This window comes from Nocardia sp. NPDC102475, from assembly GCF_055584605.1.
The window spans coordinates 203,951-221,269 of record NZ_JBVJLS010000010.1 but is presented as its reverse complement, the minus strand read 5'-3'; the positions used below and the strand labels follow the sequence as shown (position 1 = coordinate 221,269).

The 17,319-nt window shown below is 66.8% G+C and carries 13 protein-coding genes; 4 read left to right on the top strand and 9 right to left on the bottom strand.

What is annotated here, in order from left to right:
- The first annotated feature begins 3 nt into the window (after window positions 1–3).
- The gene (locus ACZ60G_RS20140) at window positions 4–1,134 is read left to right on the top strand and encodes a zinc-binding metallopeptidase family protein (RefSeq protein WP_465811547.1); all 1,131 of its coding nucleotides are present in this window, start codon (window positions 4–6) and stop codon (window positions 1,132–1,134) included.
- A 1-nt stretch (window position 1,135) separates the two neighbouring features.
- On the opposite strand, the gene ACZ60G_RS20135 is transcribed toward ACZ60G_RS20140, so the two are convergent.
- From ACZ60G_RS20135 to ACZ60G_RS20105, 7 genes are all read right to left on the bottom strand, one after another.
- Window positions 1,136–1,561, bottom strand: coding sequence for a hypothetical protein (locus ACZ60G_RS20135; RefSeq protein ID WP_465811546.1), 426 nt, complete (start codon window positions 1,559–1,561; stop codon window positions 1,136–1,138).
- 46 nt (window positions 1,562–1,607) lie between these two features.
- Window positions 1,608–2,444, bottom strand: a complete 837-nt coding sequence (locus ACZ60G_RS20130) for a DUF2637 domain-containing protein (protein ID WP_465811545.1) — start codon at window positions 2,442–2,444, stop codon at window positions 1,608–1,610.
- A gap of 75 nt (window positions 2,445–2,519) precedes the next feature.
- Window positions 2,520–3,257, bottom strand: a complete 738-nt coding sequence (locus ACZ60G_RS20125) for a type 1 glutamine amidotransferase (protein ID WP_465811619.1) — start codon at window positions 3,255–3,257, stop codon at window positions 2,520–2,522.
- A gap of 23 nt (window positions 3,258–3,280) precedes the next feature.
- Window positions 3,281–4,516: a MurT ligase domain-containing protein gene (locus tag ACZ60G_RS20120; protein WP_465811544.1), complete on the bottom strand. Its 1,236-nt coding sequence runs from the start codon at window positions 4,514–4,516 to the stop codon at window positions 3,281–3,283.
- Between the two features lie 71 nt (window positions 4,517–4,587).
- The gene (locus tag ACZ60G_RS20115; protein ID WP_465811543.1) at window positions 4,588–5,229 is read right to left on the bottom strand and encodes a pyridoxamine 5'-phosphate oxidase family protein; all 642 of its coding nucleotides are present in this window, start codon (window positions 5,227–5,229) and stop codon (window positions 4,588–4,590) included.
- A 66-nt stretch (window positions 5,230–5,295) separates the two neighbouring features.
- Entirely contained in the window at window positions 5,296–7,017 is a 1,722-nt protein-coding gene (locus tag ACZ60G_RS20110) for a hydroxysqualene dehydroxylase (protein ID WP_465811542.1), read from the bottom strand.
- Between the two features lie 596 nt (window positions 7,018–7,613).
- On the bottom strand, window positions 7,614–8,582 hold the full coding sequence (locus ACZ60G_RS20105) for an EamA family transporter (protein WP_465811541.1): 969 nt from the start codon (window positions 8,580–8,582) through the stop codon (window positions 7,614–7,616).
- Window positions 8,583–9,183: 601 nt separating this feature from the next.
- Between ACZ60G_RS20105 and ACZ60G_RS20100 the strand changes: the two genes are divergently transcribed.
- Window positions 9,184–10,080 (top strand): LysR family transcriptional regulator, encoded by an 897-nt coding sequence (locus ACZ60G_RS20100; RefSeq protein ID WP_465811618.1) that lies wholly within the window; start codon window positions 9,184–9,186, stop codon window positions 10,078–10,080.
- 679 nt (window positions 10,081–10,759) lie between these two features.
- On the opposite strand, the gene ACZ60G_RS20095 is transcribed toward ACZ60G_RS20100, so the two are convergent.
- Together ACZ60G_RS20095 and leuA are read right to left on the bottom strand one after the other, a co-directional pair.
- Window positions 10,760–12,409: a MinD/ParA family ATP-binding protein gene (locus ACZ60G_RS20095; protein ID WP_465811540.1), complete on the bottom strand. Its 1,650-nt coding sequence runs from the start codon at window positions 12,407–12,409 to the stop codon at window positions 10,760–10,762.
- A gap of 322 nt (window positions 12,410–12,731) precedes the next feature.
- Entirely contained in the window at window positions 12,732–14,525 is a 1,794-nt protein-coding gene (leuA, locus tag ACZ60G_RS20090) for a 2-isopropylmalate synthase (protein WP_465811539.1), read from the bottom strand.
- Between the two features lie 231 nt (window positions 14,526–14,756).
- Between leuA and ACZ60G_RS20085 the strand changes: the two genes are divergently transcribed.
- Window positions 14,757–15,524: a sulfite exporter TauE/SafE family protein gene (locus tag ACZ60G_RS20085; RefSeq protein WP_465811538.1), complete on the top strand. Its 768-nt coding sequence runs from the start codon at window positions 14,757–14,759 to the stop codon at window positions 15,522–15,524.
- Window positions 15,525–15,644: 120 nt separating this feature from the next.
- Window positions 15,645–17,222: an alpha/beta hydrolase gene (locus ACZ60G_RS20080; protein WP_465811537.1), complete on the top strand. Its 1,578-nt coding sequence runs from the start codon at window positions 15,645–15,647 to the stop codon at window positions 17,220–17,222.
- Window positions 17,223–17,319: the final 97 nt, after the last annotated feature.

Sequence of the window (17,319 nt, the reverse complement as noted above, 5' to 3'; positions counted from 1 at the left end):
GATATGCGCGATTTCACCTGTCCGAACTGCGGACAACAGTTGGCCTTCGAGAACTCGGTGTGCCTGTCCTGTTCCAGCCCACTGGGTTTCAGTCTCGCCGATCGCGCGCTGGTGGTGATCGGCGATCCGCCGGGCGATGCGGCGGTGGATCGGTCGAAGGGCGTTGTCGATCGCGACAGGTTCCGGCTCTGCGACAACTTGCATGTGGCGGAATGCAATTGGTTGGTGCCCGTGCCCGGTACCGAGGCCTCGGTCAGTGCGATCGTGCCGCCTCCCTCGGGTACGTCGGAGGCTGCCTGGCAGATCACGGCGTCGCCCGCGGAGGGCAATGAGGGACCGCGACTTTGCGAATCCTGCCGTCTGACCCGCACTCGCCCCAACGATCTCGACGCCGCGGGCCTGCAGGCCTTCGCCGAGGCCGAGGGCGCCAAGCGCCGGCTGATCATGGAACTGGTCGAACTCGGTCTGCCGATCATCGGCCGCGACCGGAACCCGCAGACCGGCCTGGCCTTCGACCTGCTCTCCAGCGCCACCGACCGGGTCGTCACCGGCCACAAGAACGGTGTGATCACCGTGGATCTGGCCGAGGCCAACGACCCGCATCGCGAACAATTGCGCATCGAGATGGATGAGCCGTACCGCACCCTGCTCGGCCATTTCCGCCACGAAATCGGCCACTACTACTTCTCGGTTCTGGTCGCCGATGACGATGCCGCGCAACGCTTCCGGAATCTGTTCGGCGATCCGGACGCCGACTACCAAGCGGCACTGGACCACCACTACTCCGCGGGCGCACCCGCGGGTTGGGAAACCGGCTACGTCTCTTCCTACGCCACCATGCACGCCGCCGAGGATTGGGCCGAAACCTTCGCGCACTACCTGCACATCCGCGACACCCTCGATACCGCCGCCGCCTTCGGCATGGCCCCCGCCGGCGCGACCCTCGACCGTCCCCAAGTCGGCCGCGCCGGCTTCGACCGCATTATCGACCTCTGGCTTCCCCTCGCCTGGTCGCTCAATATGGTCAACCGCTCAATGGGCCACGACGACCTCTATCCCTTCGTCCTGCCCGATCCGGTGCTCGAAAAAATGCGCCTGGTGCACGACCTCTGCGCCACGCCGGAGCCCCGCTGAGCTAGCCGACCCCGTTGGTCGCGATCACGTGGTCCGCCATGCCTTCCGGTCCCCATTGATTCTGCGCCAGCGCCTCGTATACGCAGATCAGCAGTAAAATCCGGGCTCGCTGTCCGGCCGTCAATTCGGTATCCAGATACGAATCCTGGACGCGCAGGCCGGCGCCGGATACCCGGCGCGGGCTCGGCTCCGACAGCAACCAGAACAACTCCGGACCGATCAAGGTCGAGCGGCCGCCGGTTTCGGTGAACCACCGGGACGCGTATTCGATCATCAGATCGGTGAATGTTTCTCCGCTGCTGATCGATTCTGCGAACTGGTTCAACGCGCCCGAGCGATCGATGCCGCTCTGGAGCACCGACGCTAGCCGGCCCGCGACCTCCCGGAATTGTTCTACGCCCTGGTCTTGCCAAACGGTAAAAGCCATCGCTTACTCCATCGACGTGTCCGATTGTGGCTGAAGCAGTTTCGAGTCAGAAGGGGTTGATCGTTGTCTTGCCGCCCGCGCCGTTGGTCGCGAAGGTCGGAGTGATCCGCGGCGAGGCTGCTGTCCGAGGCAGTGCGCTGGCCAGCAGCTTTTTCGGAGCGACGGGCAGCGGGTCGGTATTCTCCAGGATCGCGGCGCCCCGCGGGGACACGACACGCTCTTCCTGGGGGGCCGAATCCCAATCGTCCTCCGCCGCGCCGTCCCACTCGTCCTCCGCGAGGTCCCAATCCTGCTCTGCCGCTTGGTCGTGGGCTTCTGGCGTTACCGGTGCGAGGTCCTTTGGCATCGCCGGTGTGCGATCCTCCTGCGCTGCGGGGGTCCGCGCCGCTGCTGGGGCCTGCTCCGCGGTGCGTCCGCGCCCGAACAGCATCAGGGTGAGATGCACCGCGAACAGCATGGTCAACGGCATACCGGCGTACAGCGACAAAGACACGGGGCTACCCCCGATTTCGCGCGCGTACTCGATATTTCCGGCCACCGACACCAGGGTCCAGAAGACGAACAGCGCGGTGGCGTACCACCAGGCCGAACTGTGCCTCTTGAAGGTGGCGGTGGCAATGATCGAACCGATGACCAGTCCGTCGATGGCGATCGGCACGTTCGCGGCGAGCGCCGGAGCCACCAGGTTTCGCACCGACAGGTCGTGCAATGCGGCAAAAGACATTTCGAATGAGGTGAGTGCGACGACGCCCGTGACGATTGCCGAAGCATGTAGCGGGCGCGGCCGCCATGCCCGTAGCCGGGTGACCAAGGACGGCCGGCGATCCGCCGATGCCGACTGTTCCTCGAGCAGTTCCGATTCCGTAGATGTGATCGTCGCCATAGCGGGAGCGTATCGTGCATCACTCCGTATTCCGCCGAGGTACCCGGCGAAAAGCGCGGCGCGTTGCCCCGACGCTCAGGCGCGCAGGCGTTCTCGCCGGAGCTGGTCCACCTCGGGGAGGTGCAGTGGGGGGAGTTCATCCACGCCGAGGACGCGCGCGAGCAGGAGGTCGGCGAGCTCCGGATTGCGGGCGAGAGCGGGGCCGTGCATGTAGGTGCCGATGGTCGAGCCCTGGACCACGCCCTCGAGTCCGTCGCCGACACCGTTGCCGACACCGCGGGTGACGTGCGCGAGCCCGGTGGCGTCACCGCCGAGTTTGGTTCCACCACGGTGGTTTTCGAAGCCGGTGAGGGCGGCGGTGAGGCCGGGGAGCAGCGGGGTGGTCGTCACCTCGCCGATGGCGCGCTTGGCCTGCGGGGAGGTGGTGACATCGATGAGGCCGACGCCGTCGACGCGCTCGCCGGTGGATGTCTCGTACCAGTGGCCGAGCACCTGGATGGCGGCGCAGATGGCAAGTACCGGAGCACCTTTCGCGGCGGCCTGCTGCAGGCCGGGATAGCGTTGCAGATGCCGGGTGGCCAGGCGCTGCGCCGAATCCTCAGCTCCGCCAAGGGTATAGATGTCGAGCGACTCGGGAACCGGGTCGGACAGGGTGATTTCGACGATCTCGGCGTCGTGGCCGCGCATGCGCAGTCGCTGCCGCAGCACCAGCGCATTGCCGCCGTCGCCGTAGGTGCCCATCACATCGGGCAGCACCAAGCCGATTCGTACCGTCGATTCGGGCCCGCCCGTCACCCGGCCACCACCCCTCATCGAATCGCTATGCGATGCTGCCATCAGTTCTGGTCCTCCAGATCGCGGTTGAGATCGCGGAACGCGGTGTAGTTGGCCAGCACCTCGACCCGTCCCGCCGGACAGGATGCGATGGCGTGCAACGGATTCGGCACCGTGGTGTGCCGGACTCCGGCATAGGTCAGGCGGACCGCGAGATCGGTGGCGCGCTCACCGGCGGCCACCACTTGAATGCCTTCGAAGTGCTCGAATCGCACATCCCACAGCCAGGACAGATCCTCGCCGTCGGGCACCTGCCCGTTCACGGCGATCACCAGACCGGCCGAATCGGGCTCGATCATCGACAGCGCCTCCTGCCAGCCCGCCGGATTCTTCGCCAGCAGCAGCCGGGCGGCGTGCTCGCCGACCTGCACCGTCCGATAGCGACCGGCGATCTCGCGCACCGTACCCGCCGCGGTCGTCGCCGCCGCCGGATCCGCACCGAGGGCGACCGCCGCGGCGACCGCCTGCGCGGCATTGCCCTTATTGGCCCGTCCGGGCAGCGCCAATTTCAGCGGCAGCCGGACATCGTCGGGTCCGACCAGCTCATCGCCGTCCAGCCACCAATTCGGTTCGGGCCGTTCGAAATCCGTGCCGGTGCTGCGCCAATGCGCACCCTCCCAGACGATCGGCTCACCGCTGCGCGGACAACTCGTCGCATCCATCGACCAACCGCTGCCCGCCGCGACCCACACCACATTCGGGTGGTCGTAGGCAATGGAGGTCACCAGCACGTCGTCGCAGTTGGCGATCACCACGGTCTGCGGATGCCGCGCCAGTCCGGCGCGCAGTTTGCGCTCGATCATATTGATCTCGCCGACTCGATCCAGCTGATCGCGGCTGAGATTCAGCAGGACGACCACGGACGGATTCAGCGAATCGGTGACGTGTGGCAGATGCAGTTCATCCACCTCGATCGCGGCCAGCGGCGTCCCGCGGTGCGCACTCAGCGCGGCCACGATGCCCGCGTCCATATTCGCGCCGTCGGCCTGCGTGGCGACCTTGCCGAGGGTGCTCAGTGCGGCGGTGGTCATCCTGGTGGTGGTCGACTTGCCATTGGTGCCGGTCACCAGCACGGTGCGCCGCCCGCGGCCCAGCTGATCCATGATCGTCTTATCGATCTGCAGGGCAATCAGCCCGCCGATCATCGACCCCTTGCCGCGGCCCGCCTTCTGCGAGGCCCACGACGCTGCCGCCGCCGCCCGCAGCGCGAGTCGCCCGCGCACCGTTATGTCTGCCACGCCGCGAGTCTATGTGTTCTGCTCGGCGGCGCATTCGCTGCGGCCCACCCGCTCGGCCGCAGTGACCGTACTCACTCCCGGTACAGCTTGGTGTTGTAATTTTCCGGCGAGTAGTAGCGCTCCAGCTCCTCCACCGACTCCGTCACATTGGTCTGGACCTCTTTGACGAGCCTGCCGGGACTGGGCAGATTGTCGACCGGCCACTGCTCCGGTTCCCACAGGTGACTGCGGATGAACGCCTTCGCGCAGTGGAAGAAGATCTGCTCGATAGCGACCTCGATCGCCAGGATCGGCCGATGGCCCTTGACCACCATGTCGTCGAAATACGGTGCGTCGCGAACCAGGCGTGCCCGGCCGTTGATGCGCAGCGTTTCGCGGCGGCCCGGAATCATGAACAGCAGCCCGACGTGCGGATTGCTGAGGATATTCAGGTAGCCGTCGGCCCTGCGATTACCCGGCCGTTCCGGAATGGCGATGGTGGTGTCGTCGAGCACCTTCACGAATCCGGCCGGATCGCCCTTCGGTGAGGTGTCGCAATTGCCGTCGGCATCGCTGGTACTGAGGGCAATGAACGGGGTGGCCGCGATCCAGTCGCGGTCGCGGGGATGCAGTGCGACCCGCTCCTTCGTCGCGGCTCGCGGCATGACCTCCCCGAGCAACTGCCGCAGCTCGCCCGGGTCGGTGATCTGATTGATGTCGGTGATCTCGCCCATACTTGAATCAAAGCACCGGCAAAGGGGCGCGGACGATCGAATTATGTTCCCGCGAGAGGAGATCGATCACAGTCGCACGTCGAACAGGTTGGGCTGGCCCGCGGCGTAGCGGTCGGCGTCGATGCGGCGCAGCGGTTCCAGTTCGGTGGCTCGGTAGAGGGTGAACTTGCGGCAGCGTTCGGCATTCGAACCCGAAACGTCGAGAATGGCATTGACCGCGTCGCGCGCGGATTCGTTGGCGCCCTCCATGGTTGCCAGATCGACATTGGTGCGCACGTAATCGCCTGCCAGGAACAGGTTTTCGAGCGTGCCGTGGGCCTCCGGCCGGCACTCCCACGACCCGGCGGTATTGATGAGCAGCGGATCCGCATCGGCATTGCGCCGCTGGGATTCCTGCCAGCTGATGCCCGGATCGAGGAACCAGGAATGCAGATCGGCATCGCGCAACAGGTCGTCGTCGCGGTCGTTCAGATGCGCCCGCAGTTGCGCCCACACTTCGCGCGCGATCTCCTCGTGCGTGCACTCCTTGGCGGGCTTGCCGTAGAGCATGCCGGGGGAGTTCCAATCGGAGATATCGACCGAAAGACAGTCCTGTACCGTGCCGTCGCCGAATTCGGTGAGTTTGCGCGTCCACAGCTGATTCTGGGTGATCGAGGTGAGCGACCACGGTGCATCGATATAGGCGGTGTGGCCGTGCGAAATATCCATCGGCCTGCGCAGATAGAACTGGATTCCGTTCATCCAGTCGACGAAGAGGCGATCCATCGCGGCCAGCTCCGGGCGCACCTCGAGTACGTCGGGCGACCAGAGCGCACGGGCCCGTTCGGCGGACAGCGCGACCACGAAATAGTCGGCGTCGATGCTGCGCTGTGCGCCGTTTTCATCGACGATGCGGGCCGAGGCGATCCGCCGATCGCGCACCTCGAGTCCGCGTACCTCGGCCCCGACCGCGAATTGCACGCCGAGGTCGCGCAGTCGCTGCACCCATGGATCGATCCACACCGAATTGGTCGGGCCGTTGAGCACCCGGTCCAACGCGCCGTCGTTGCCGATTTCGAAGGGGTTTCCCAGGAACTGTTCGCCCATGGTGCCGATGGTGCGGACGCTGGCGACATCCTCCTTCGCGGCGACCATGATGCTGGTCAGCGTGCGCGAGAGCAGGGCGCGGAATTCGTGGGAGCGCTGGTGGCCGCCGACGAAATCGCGCCATGAGGTGTGCTCCCACTGCCCTAACCGCCGGGCATCGCAGCTGGAGTTGAATACCAGCAGGCGATCGGCGAAGTAGGCGCCTTCCTCGGCGGGCATTTTCAGGGCCGTCGCGATCGCCGCGCCCATCGTTTCGCGGAACGCATCCGGAGTGAAATTCGTGCGGGCCTTGGGGCCCAGGGGAAGCCGGAAATCATCGCCGCCACGGCGGGCGAAACGCGCCTCCGGCACGCCGATCAGATTATTCCAAACGCCATTCGGATTGCCCGCGAACGGAATTCGCCGCATGGTGTCCGGAATGTGTTGATAGAAGCCGGGAAAGAAGCGGAAGCCGTGCTCACCGGGTAGATCTGGCCGTCCGCCCGATCCACTGCCCGGCACCGGAATACTGCGCGCCTTGCCCCCGAGCGCACGTCTCTCGAATACGGTGACCTGGAACCCACGCTCGGCCAATTCATGTGCCGCGGTCAATCCCGCGACCCCACCGCCGAGCACCGCGACCCGCCCGCCGCCGGGACTACCCACGGCAGGCGCCGGTCTCAGCCCACCGGCCGTCAGCGCCCCCGCCGTTGCTGCCCCCATCGCAACCGTGCCGCGAAGCATCGTTCTTCGCGAAACGGTCCGCTGTTGATGTGCCATGCGCTTCTTTGCTGCCCTAAGCCTTTGGACCGATGTCTACCGCCGCCAAACACTGTAAAGCGACTGCTCGAGGGTGAGCCGACCCACCCCTGCCGCCGCCGCTCGGACCCGGTCGGCCTCGCATTCGACCAGGTCACGAATACAGCGGGGCAGACATTACCGGGCGGTGTGACCGGGCCGAGTTGGTTTCTGGAACCGGGGTCGTACGCAAACTTCGCAGGTCAGGGCGTGGTTGTGGCGGTGTTGGCGGAAGGGGGCAGGTAAATCGCGTACGGCTGCGCTGGGCTGTCTATCGCAGGCTGTGTTGGCGGGACGGAAATGGACCTGCGCGATGGCTCTGGGCCGTACGAACCAGGGTTGCTTGCCGAGGGTCGGCTCCGGCGCCGGTGGCACGGTCGGGACCGGTTCCGCTGCTGTGGCACTCGCATGGCGGTCGGCTCAGGCGTCCACCAATCGGGGTTGCTTGCCGAGGGTCGGCTCCGGCGCCGGTGGCACGGTCGGGTCCGGTTGCACCGCTGTGGCACTCGCATGGCGGTCGGCTAGGCGTCCACCAATCGGGGTTGCCTGCGGAGGGTCGGCTCCGACACCGGGGTAGCGGGCGAAACTGGTTCCGCCGCTGTGGTATTCGTATCGCGACGTCCCGCCTTCGTCGCCGCGAACGCTCCCGCGATCACGATGGCTCCGCCGAGCAATGACAGCGGCGTCGGGTCCTCGCCGAAGGCGGCCCAGGCGGCGAGGATGCCGACCACCGGGACCAGCAGGGACATCGGGGCGACCGTGCTGGCCGGGTACCGGCTCATCAGGTAGGTCCACAGGCCCGAGCCCGCTATGGTGCCGAGCGCGACGATGTAGGCGAGACCGAGCAGTGCGTGCCAGCCGCCGGGGGACGTGGCATCGGTCAACGCGTGCAGGCCGGTCGTCGGTCCTTCGATGAATGCGGACAGCGCGAACATCGGGATCGGCGGTACAACCGTCATCCACAGCGTCAGATGCAGTGGGTTGACCTCGCCGGACGCCGTGGCCAAACGTGAGCCGATATTGCCGAAGGCCCACCCGAGACCGCCCGCCAGCGTCAGCAGCACCGGCAATAGCGCCGCATGCTGTGCGCGATCGAGCCCGATCACCACGATGCCCGCCACGGCGACGCCGACGCCGAGCAACTGTGTCGCCCGCAACCGCTCCCGCAGGAACAGCGCACCCAGGACAACCGTGAACGGCGCGGAGGATTGCAGCACCAGCGAGGACAACCCGGTCGGCATGCCCGCGCGCATCGCGGTGAACAGGAACGCGAATTGCAGAATCCCGAACCCGATCCCATACAGCAGCAACCACCGCAGCGGCACCTTCGGTCGCGGCACGAACGCCAGCACCGGCACCGCGATCACCACGAACCGCAGCGCAGCGAAGAAGAAGGGCGGAAAGTGGTCCAGCCCCACCCGAATAGCAATGAAGTTCAGCCCCCAGAGCAGGACAACGGTAAGCCCGAGCAAGCGGTCACGATTGGTCACGTTCCTTATCGTCGGTAATGAAACCGATAAGAACAATCGAATAAATATGCACTATCGATGTAGCATTGCTTAATGGTTTCCGGCAGTCATCCCTCCCCGACTCCCGACGCCGCGCGATCGGTCGGCAACACCGGCGAGTGCGCGGCGTCGGTGTCAGCACTTGCGATCGAGGTCGCAGCCTCGCCGCCGGCTGCAATGCCGGAACAAGCTGCGGCTGCGCGATCGGGCTGCGCAGGAATGCCAGGGATCGGAGTCTCACTACCGGGGGTTGGAGCGGCGTATGCCGCGGCGTTGCCGACAGCTACGGCTCAGGTTGCGGCGTCGCCTTCGGTGGCAGTGTTGGCGTATGCCGCGGGTGCGCGATCGGGCCGCGCAGGAATGCTAGGGATCGCAGTCTCACTACCGGGGATTGGAGCCGCGTATGCCGCGGCGTTGCCGACAGCTACGGCTCAGGTTGCGGCGTCGCCTTCGGTGACAGTGTTGGCGTATGCCGCGGGTGCGCTATCGGGTGGTGCGGGGATGCCAGCGATCACAGGTTCGCTATCGGCTACAGGAGCGGCGCATGTCGCAGCCGCCTGAGGACGTGCGGGTTGGGCCGCCGATGGCGGTTGAACGGCTGCGGGTGCTGCGGGAATTCGCCGATCGCGGGACGGTCGCCGCTGTGGCCGAGGCCCTTTCGATGACTCCATCGGCGGTATCGCAGCAGCTCAAGGTGCTTGCCAAGGAGGCCGGCGTCGCGTTGCTCGAGCCCGATGGGCGGCGGGTTCGGCTGACCGATGCGGGGCAGGCGCTTGTTGTGCGCGCCGACGAGGTGCTTGCCGCGATGGACCGTGCGGTGGCCGAGATGGCGCACTATCGCGGGTCCGCGCGCGGCCGGGTTCGGGTCGCGCTGTTCCCGTCCGGTGCGGCGCTGCTGCTGCCGCGGGTGCTGCCCGCGCTGGCCGACAGCGGTGTCGAGGTCGTCGCCCGTGACGAGGACCTGCCGCCGAGTGAAGTGCCGCGGTTGCTCGCCGACTACGACATCGTCCTCACCCACCGCGACGAGCGCTCGCCCGGTATCGCGGGCCCTCGCGTCAGCACCACGGTCATCATGCGCGAACCCACCGATGTCGTTGTCGCACCGACCCATCCGCTCGCGACCCGCACCGAGGTGACCCCGGCCGAACTCGCCGAGGAGACCTGGCTCAGCGTCCGCGGCGGCTTCCCGGTCGACGACGTGCTGCGCTCCATCGCAACCATGACCGGTGTCCAACCCCGTATCGCCCAGCGCCTCAACGACTTCCGCGTCATCGAAACCCTCGTCGCCGCGAACTACGGCGTCGCCCTCATGCCCCGCTGGGCCGTCGCGCACCCGAACCTCGCCGTACTACGCCTGTCCGGCGTCCGCGCCGCCCGCCTCTACGAACTGGCGACCCGCCCCCACGCCGCAACCCGCCCCGCCATAGCCACCGTCGTGCAAGCCTTCCGCACCGCCGCAGCCGAAATCGCCGCCGAATAGCCCAGCCCCGGCAGCTTGCTGTCGCACACCCGATCACCCCCTCGCAGAGGCTGCGCCGCATGCGCCGTGCTCACTGCCTGTGCGCCAGCTGGATCTCGGGCACGCCCGCCGATCACTGCGCTGGCGACTGTCGTGCCCGCGCGGTGGAATCCGCTGGCGCACATCGTGTGGTTCTGTCGCACGGGCGTGCATCCGGTGCGCCGTGGACGAGCTGGCAGGTTTCAGACTCGCAGAGGCCGTACCCCTATGCCGTGCTCACGACCTGTGCGCCAGCCGGATCTCGGGCACGCCCGCCGATCACTGCGCTCGCGACTGCCGTGCCCGCGCGGTGGAATCCGTTGGCGCACACCGTGTGGTTCTGTCGCACGGGCGTGCATCCGGTGCGCCGTGGACGGGCTGGCATGTTTCAGACTCGCAGAGGCCGTACCCCTATGTGCCGTGCTCACTGCCTGTGCGCCAGCCGGATCTCGGGCACGCCCGCCGATCACTGCGCTGGCGACTGCCGTGCCCGCGCGGTGGAATCCGTTGGCGCACACCGTGTGGCGCTGTCACACAGGCTGCAAACTTGTGCGAGGGTTCCAGCCGCCATGCGGCAACTGAATTCCGGTGTACGGCAGCAGATTTCGGACCCGAGGTGCGGCCCCGACGACGTGCTCGGGGCCGCAAGGGCTTCGAAAAGCTAATGGTGCCGGGGCGGACCGGGCCGGTACTGCTGGGTGCCGATGTAGCCGAAATCGTCGGCGACCATAGCGGCCAGTTCCAGGAGGGCACGCCGGGTCGGCTTGCTCACCAGTTCCAGATCGATCTCCGCGCCCTCGGCGAGGTGGTCGTCGAAGGGCACCACCTGGACCGCGCGGGTGCGGTCGAGGAACAGTTTGCGTAGCTGGTCCAGGTCGACGGTGGAGGCGCCGCGGCGAGATGCGTTGACCACCACCACCGTTCGCTCGACCAACTTGCCGTAGCCATGGTGGTCCAGCCAGTCCAGGGTGGCCGAGGCGCTGCGGGCGCCGTCGATGGCGGGTGAGGTCACGAGCACCAGCGAGCTGGCCATATCGAGCACACCGGCCATGGCCGAATGCATCAGACCGGTGCCGCAGTCGGTGAGGATGATGTTGTAGAACGACTGCAGGATGCCGATGGCCTGGCGGTAATCGGCCTCGCTGAAGGCCTCGGAAACCGCCGGATCCTGTTCGCTGGCAAGCACTTCCAGTCGGCTCGGCGCCTGGGACGTATGCGCCCGGACATCGGAGTACCTGGTGATGTGGTGATCCTCGAGCAGGTTTCGCACGGTGGAGCGGGTCTGCCGCGGCACCCGATGCGCCAGCGTGCCGAGGTCGGGATTGGCGTCGATCGCGATGACCCGGTCACCACGCAGCGAGGAGAACGTCGATCCGAGCCCGACGGTTGTCGTGGTCTTGCCGACGCCGCCCTTCAGCGACAGGATCGCGATCCGATAGTCCCCGCGCACCGGCTGATTCACCCGGTCGACGAGATCGCGGTAGACGACATCCGCCGCGGACTCACCCGGATTGATCATGCCGCCGGAGGCCTTGTGCACCGCGCGTCGCCAACCACTGCGCGGCGCCTTGCGTGCCCGCTTGAGCAGGTTCAGGTCGTTGACCGAATGTCCCGGCTGACCGGGCTGCGGCACATGCTGCGGCTGGAACGGCTGTTGCGTATTCGGCGGGCCGCCTTGCCATCCCGGCGGCGGTCCCTGTTCGGTATACGGCACCATCCCGGTGCCCGGCCCTTGCTCGCCATACGGCATCAGACCGGTGCCCGGCCCCTGTTCGGCATACGGCAGCGGTTGCTGACCCCTGGGCGGCTGCGCCATCGGAGGCTGTTGCCCCATGGGCGGTTGCTGATACATCGGCGGCTGCTGCACCGGCGGTGGCGGCGCCCAGCTGTAGATCGGCGGCTCCGCCGGACTTTCCACCGGGACCCGCCGGACCAGCCCATCGTGCCCGATCTCCTGGCGATATTCGCCATAGGACGGCTCGGGCTGCACCGGGTGGCTACCGCTCTGACCGGGACCCGGCTGATACGGCTGCGCGAATTGACCTGTGTTGTACGGCGTTCCGGGCGGCGCGAACCCTTCGGGCGGTCCGTACTGCTGCTGCGGAACTCCGGCCTGCGGGTAGCTGTTCTGATCCGTTGGCCCGCTCGGATATCCGGTGAACTGTCCCGGCTCCGACTGTTCGGACTCATCGGGCTGTTCGGTGACCTCGGCGGCCTCGTGCTCGTCGGTTGCGGGCTCCGCGTCGACGGGTACGGACTCGGATGTTTCGTCCGGCGCCGAGGAGTCGGTGGTGACCTCGGCCGTATCCACCGAATGACTCTGCAGCCAGGGCGGAGAAGTCGGGTTGTGGTCGTTAGTTGTCACAGTTCCCCCATCTGCTCGGGAATTCGAGCAGAGAGCTCGGCGCTTGAAGTGCGAATCAACGCTAGCACGGGGTACTTGGCCCCGCGCCGTGGTATACACGGCCGCCGCGCCGCGTGAAGCACGGCGACCAGCCGTAACTCGAAAACGCTGTCCAACAGCAAGATCGAGAGCCGGGCGCCCGGGTCGGCAACAAAATGTCACCGCTGGGCGCCCGATTCCCACCGTACTCTCCGGCCTGAGCCGAAGTACCCGGATCGACTCGAGCGGCTCAGTGCGCCCGGTTCACCGCCGACACCACTGCCCGCAGCGATGCGGTGGTAATCGAGGTGGCGATGCCGACACCCCACACCACCTTGTCGCCGATCGCGCACTCCACATACGCCGCGGCCTGCGCGTCGTCGCCCGCGGACATCGCGTGCTCGGAGTAATCCAGCACTCGCACATCGAATCCGACCGTCGCGATCGCGTCGACGAATGCGGCGAGCGGCCCATTGCCCGCGCCGGTGACTTCCTGCTCGACGCCGTCGACCTTGACCACCGCGGTGATCGAGTCCACGCCGCCGTCGGTCTCCGAGGCGGTGACCTTCTGGCGCATCCGCTCCAGCGGCCGGATCGGGCTCAGGTACTCGTCGGCGAAGACATCCCACATCTCCTTGGGCGAAACCTCGCCGCCCTCACCGTCGGTGATCTTCTGGATCGCCTGGGAGAACTCGATCTGCAGCCGGCGCGGCAGCACCAGCCCGTGATCGGTCTTCATGATGTAGGCGACGCCGCCCTTGCCGGACTGCGAGTTGACCCGGATGACGGCCTCGTAGGTGCGGCCCACATCCTTCGGGTCGATCGGCAGGTACGGCACCTCCCAGACGATGTCGTCGACATCGGAGTCGGCGGCGTCGGCCGCGGCCTTCATCGCGTCCAGACCCTTGTTGATCGCGTCCTGATGCGAACCGGAGAACGCGGTGTAGACCAAGTCGCCGCCGTAGGGGTGGCGCTCGTGCACCGGCAGCTGGTTGCAGTATTCGACGGTCCGGCGGATCTCGTCGATATCGGAGAAGTTGATCTGCGGATCCACGCCGCGGGAGAACAGATTCATCCCCAGCGTCACCAGGCAGACATTGCCGGTGCGCTCACCGTTGCCGAACAGACAGCCCTCGATGCGATCCGCACCGGCCTGGTAGCCCAGTTCGGCGGCGGCCACCGCGGTGCCCCGGTCGTTGTGCGGATGCAGCGACAGCACGATCGAATCGCGGCGGGCCAGGTTGCGGCTCATCCACTCGATCGAATCGGCGTACACATTCGGGGTCGCCATCTCGACGGTCGCGGGCAGGTTGATGATCATCGGCTTGTCGGGGGTGGGCGCGATGATCTCGGTGACCGCGTCGCACACCTCCTTGGCGTAGGACAGTTCGGTGCCGGTGTAGGACTCCGGGCTGTACTCGTAGCGCCAGTTGGTGTCCGGGTAGCGCTTCTCGACCTCCAGGCACAGCGTCGCGGCATCGGTCGCGATCTTCTTCACCGCCGCCTGGTCCGCGCGGAACACCACACGCCGCTGCAGGACCGAGGTCGAGTTGTAGAAGTGGACGATCACATTGGTCGCACCGGCGCACGCCTCGAAGGTGCGCTCGATCAGTTCGGCGCGACACTGCGTCAGCACCTGGATGGTGACGTCGTCGGGAATCGCGCCGTCCTCGATGATCTCGCGGACGAAGTCGAAATCGGTCTGGCTGGCCGACGGGAAGCCGACCTCGATCTCCTTGTAACCCATCCGCACCAGCAGGTCGAACATGCGGCGCTTGCGGGCCGGGCTCATCGGGTCGATCAGGGCTTGGTTGCCGTCGCGCAGGTCGACGGCGCACCAGCCGGGGGTGCGGTCGATGATCTTGTCCGGCCAGGTGCGGTCGGGCAGCGTGATCGGCTCGACCTCCTCCGCGAAGGGCCGGTAGCGGAAGGTTGGCATGGAGGAGTTCTTCTGCCGGTTCCAGGCGGGCTGGTCGGCAGGGGCGGGCTTGCTCGGTGCCGTAATGGTGCGCGAACCGGATACAAAGGCGTCAGCGGGGGACATGCGATTTTCTCCAGGGTGTGGTGGATCCCAGTTATCGGGTCGACCGGCGCGGCAAAACCCCGCGACGGGAGGCCAGTCCGATCAGACCCCGTCGCGGCGGCCGAGAAGAAGTGCCCGCTGCATGATGTCGGCGAGTTTACCGTGCCTCGGCGGACTGCCGAAAGCCCGGTCCCCATCGTCCGGTCATCCGACGTAACGATTAGCGTTCCGACCGGGCTGGAGGTACTTCATATGACTTGGCTGGAACAACTGGCGGTCTTCGGCGCGGGCATCGCGGCGGGCGGCATCAACACCATTGTGGGATCGGGCACTCTGATCACCTTCCCGGTGCTGCTCGCCTTCGGGATTCCGCCGGTCACGGCGAACGTGTCGAACACCATCGGTCTGGTCCCCGGGGGCGTCAGCGGCGCGTACGGCTATCGGCGCGAACTCGAGGGCCAGCGGGCCAGGTTGGTCCGGCTCGGCAGCGCGTCTCTGCTCGGCGGCACCACCGGCGCGATCCTGCTGCTCATTCTGCCCGCCGCGGCCTTCAAGGCGATCGTGCCTGCGCTGATCATCGCGGCGCTGATCCTGGTCGTGGTCCAGCCGCGGTTGGCGCGCTGGGTGAAGGAGCGCCGCGCGGCCGATGCTGGTCCGGTGCCCGAACACGGTGGCCTGATCCTGTACGTCGCGATATTTCTGTGCGGCATCTACGGCGGTTATTTCGGCGCGGCCCAGGGCGTGTTGTTGATCGGGTTGCTCGGGGTGTTCGTGCACGAGGACATCCAGCGACTCAACGGGGTCAAGAATGTGCTCGGTCTGCTGGTGAACGCGGTCTCCGCGGTGGTGTTCACCCTGATCGCCGATGTCGACTGGCGGGTCGCCGCGCTGATCGCGGTCGGTTCGATCATCGGCGGTCAACTCGGCGCGAAGATGGGCAGGCGGATGCCGCCCACAGCATTGCGTGCGGTGATCGTTGTGGTGGGCAGCATTGCCGTCGTCCGACTGCTGATGACGTAGACGGAGGAAGTACGTGGCACTCGAGATGCGAAACCCCTAGTGCGGTCGCGCTTGTCGCGCGGCGGGATTGGTCCCAAAGGAGGACGACGGCGGTCGGGTCCGCAACGCAGGATGATCGGTATGCGCGGGTGGAAGATCGTCGGGTTGGCACTGGCGGCCGTATTGGTGCCGTCATTGGTTTCGTGCTCTCGGCACAGTGCTGCGGTTACGCAGGTCGCCGAACTGGTCGCGCAGGCCGATGCGGCGCCGACTCCGAAACTCGATTGGGCGCAGTGCCCCGAAACGGAGTTGAGCAAGTATCAGTGCGCGACGGCCGCGGTCCCGATCGACTACGCGCAGCCCAACGGTGCGACGCTGTCGCTGGCCGTCGTCAAACAGCCTGCCGCGGATAAGGACCGTCGCATCGGCACCCTGTTCAGTGCGGTCGGTGGACCCGGCGGTTCGGGCTTCAAATGGGCGAGGCACGGTGAGTTGTCAGCCGGTGAGGTCGCCCGCCGATTCGATGTGATCACCTTCGATCAGCGCGGCATCGGCCGCAGCGCTCAGGTGCGCTGTTTCGCGAATTCCGAAGAGCAGCACCGGTTCTGGTCCGGCATCCGGCTCCCGCCGGCGAATGCCGAACAGGAGGCCGCCGCCGCGCGCGATGCCCGCGAACTGGCCGCCGGTTGCGCTGCGCACAGCCCGGAGCTGCTGCCGCACCTGACCACCGTCGATGCCGCCCGCGACCTGGATCTACTGCGTCGCGCGGTCGGCGAGGCGACCATGACTTACACGGGCGGTTCCTACGCGAGCTATTTGGGCGAGGTCTACGGCGCGTTGTTCGGCGACCGGGTCCGCGCACTGCAACTCGGCTCGATGATCGACCCGGACGCCTACACCAACGATTCGCGCGCCCAGATCGCCGACTCCGCGGCGGGCACCGAAGAGGTGCTCGCGGAGTTCCTGCGGCTGTGTGCCGAAGCGGGACAACCGCGCTGCGTATTCGCGGGCCCGACCAAAACCGATGCCGCCGCACTGCGCGTCCGCAACGACGCCGTGCTGGACCGGCTGCGTCAGGGACCCATCGTGGTCGGCCAGGGTGAGCGCACCCGCGCGGTAACCCTCACCGAGGTGCTGCCCGCACACGCCACCATGCTTTACGACACCAAGGAGGGCTGGCCCGCACTGGCCGAACTGCTCACCGAACTGGAGCGCGGCCCGGCGGGCAATCCCGATGTCGTACAACAGATTCTGGACGCGGGCGGGTTCACCGAAGACTTCCTCGATGCCTTCACCGCAATCACCTGCGCGGACAACAGCTTTGGCCGCGAACCGGAGCAATGGCCCGCGATGGCGGCCGAACTCGCCGGTGTCGCACCGCATTACGGTGCCATGTGGCTGTACCTGCGACAGGCCTGCGGTGCCTGGCCCGCGATGACTGAGGGGTATCCGCAGCGCATCACCGGTCCGTGGATTCTGCGTTCGGATAAGCCCGCTCTGCTGTTCAACAACCGCTTCGATCCGGTCACCCCGTTGACGGCCGCCCGCCGGGCACAGCAGGAGTTGGTCAATGCCAGGCTGGTGATCATCGAGGGCGGTTACGGGCATCTGGTGGTGAGTGACTGCGCGGGCAGGCTCCAGGAGCACTACCTCGTGGACCTGCAACTCCCCGCGCCCGGCGCGACTTGCAAGCCGGACAAGGCCCCGTTCACCGACTGAAACGCCAGTACCGGAAACCGCGTCGACCAAGATCGTCCGCATTCCTGCGACTACCACTGTTCAGGACTCCCGAATCCCGGTAGTCTGCGCTCGGCCA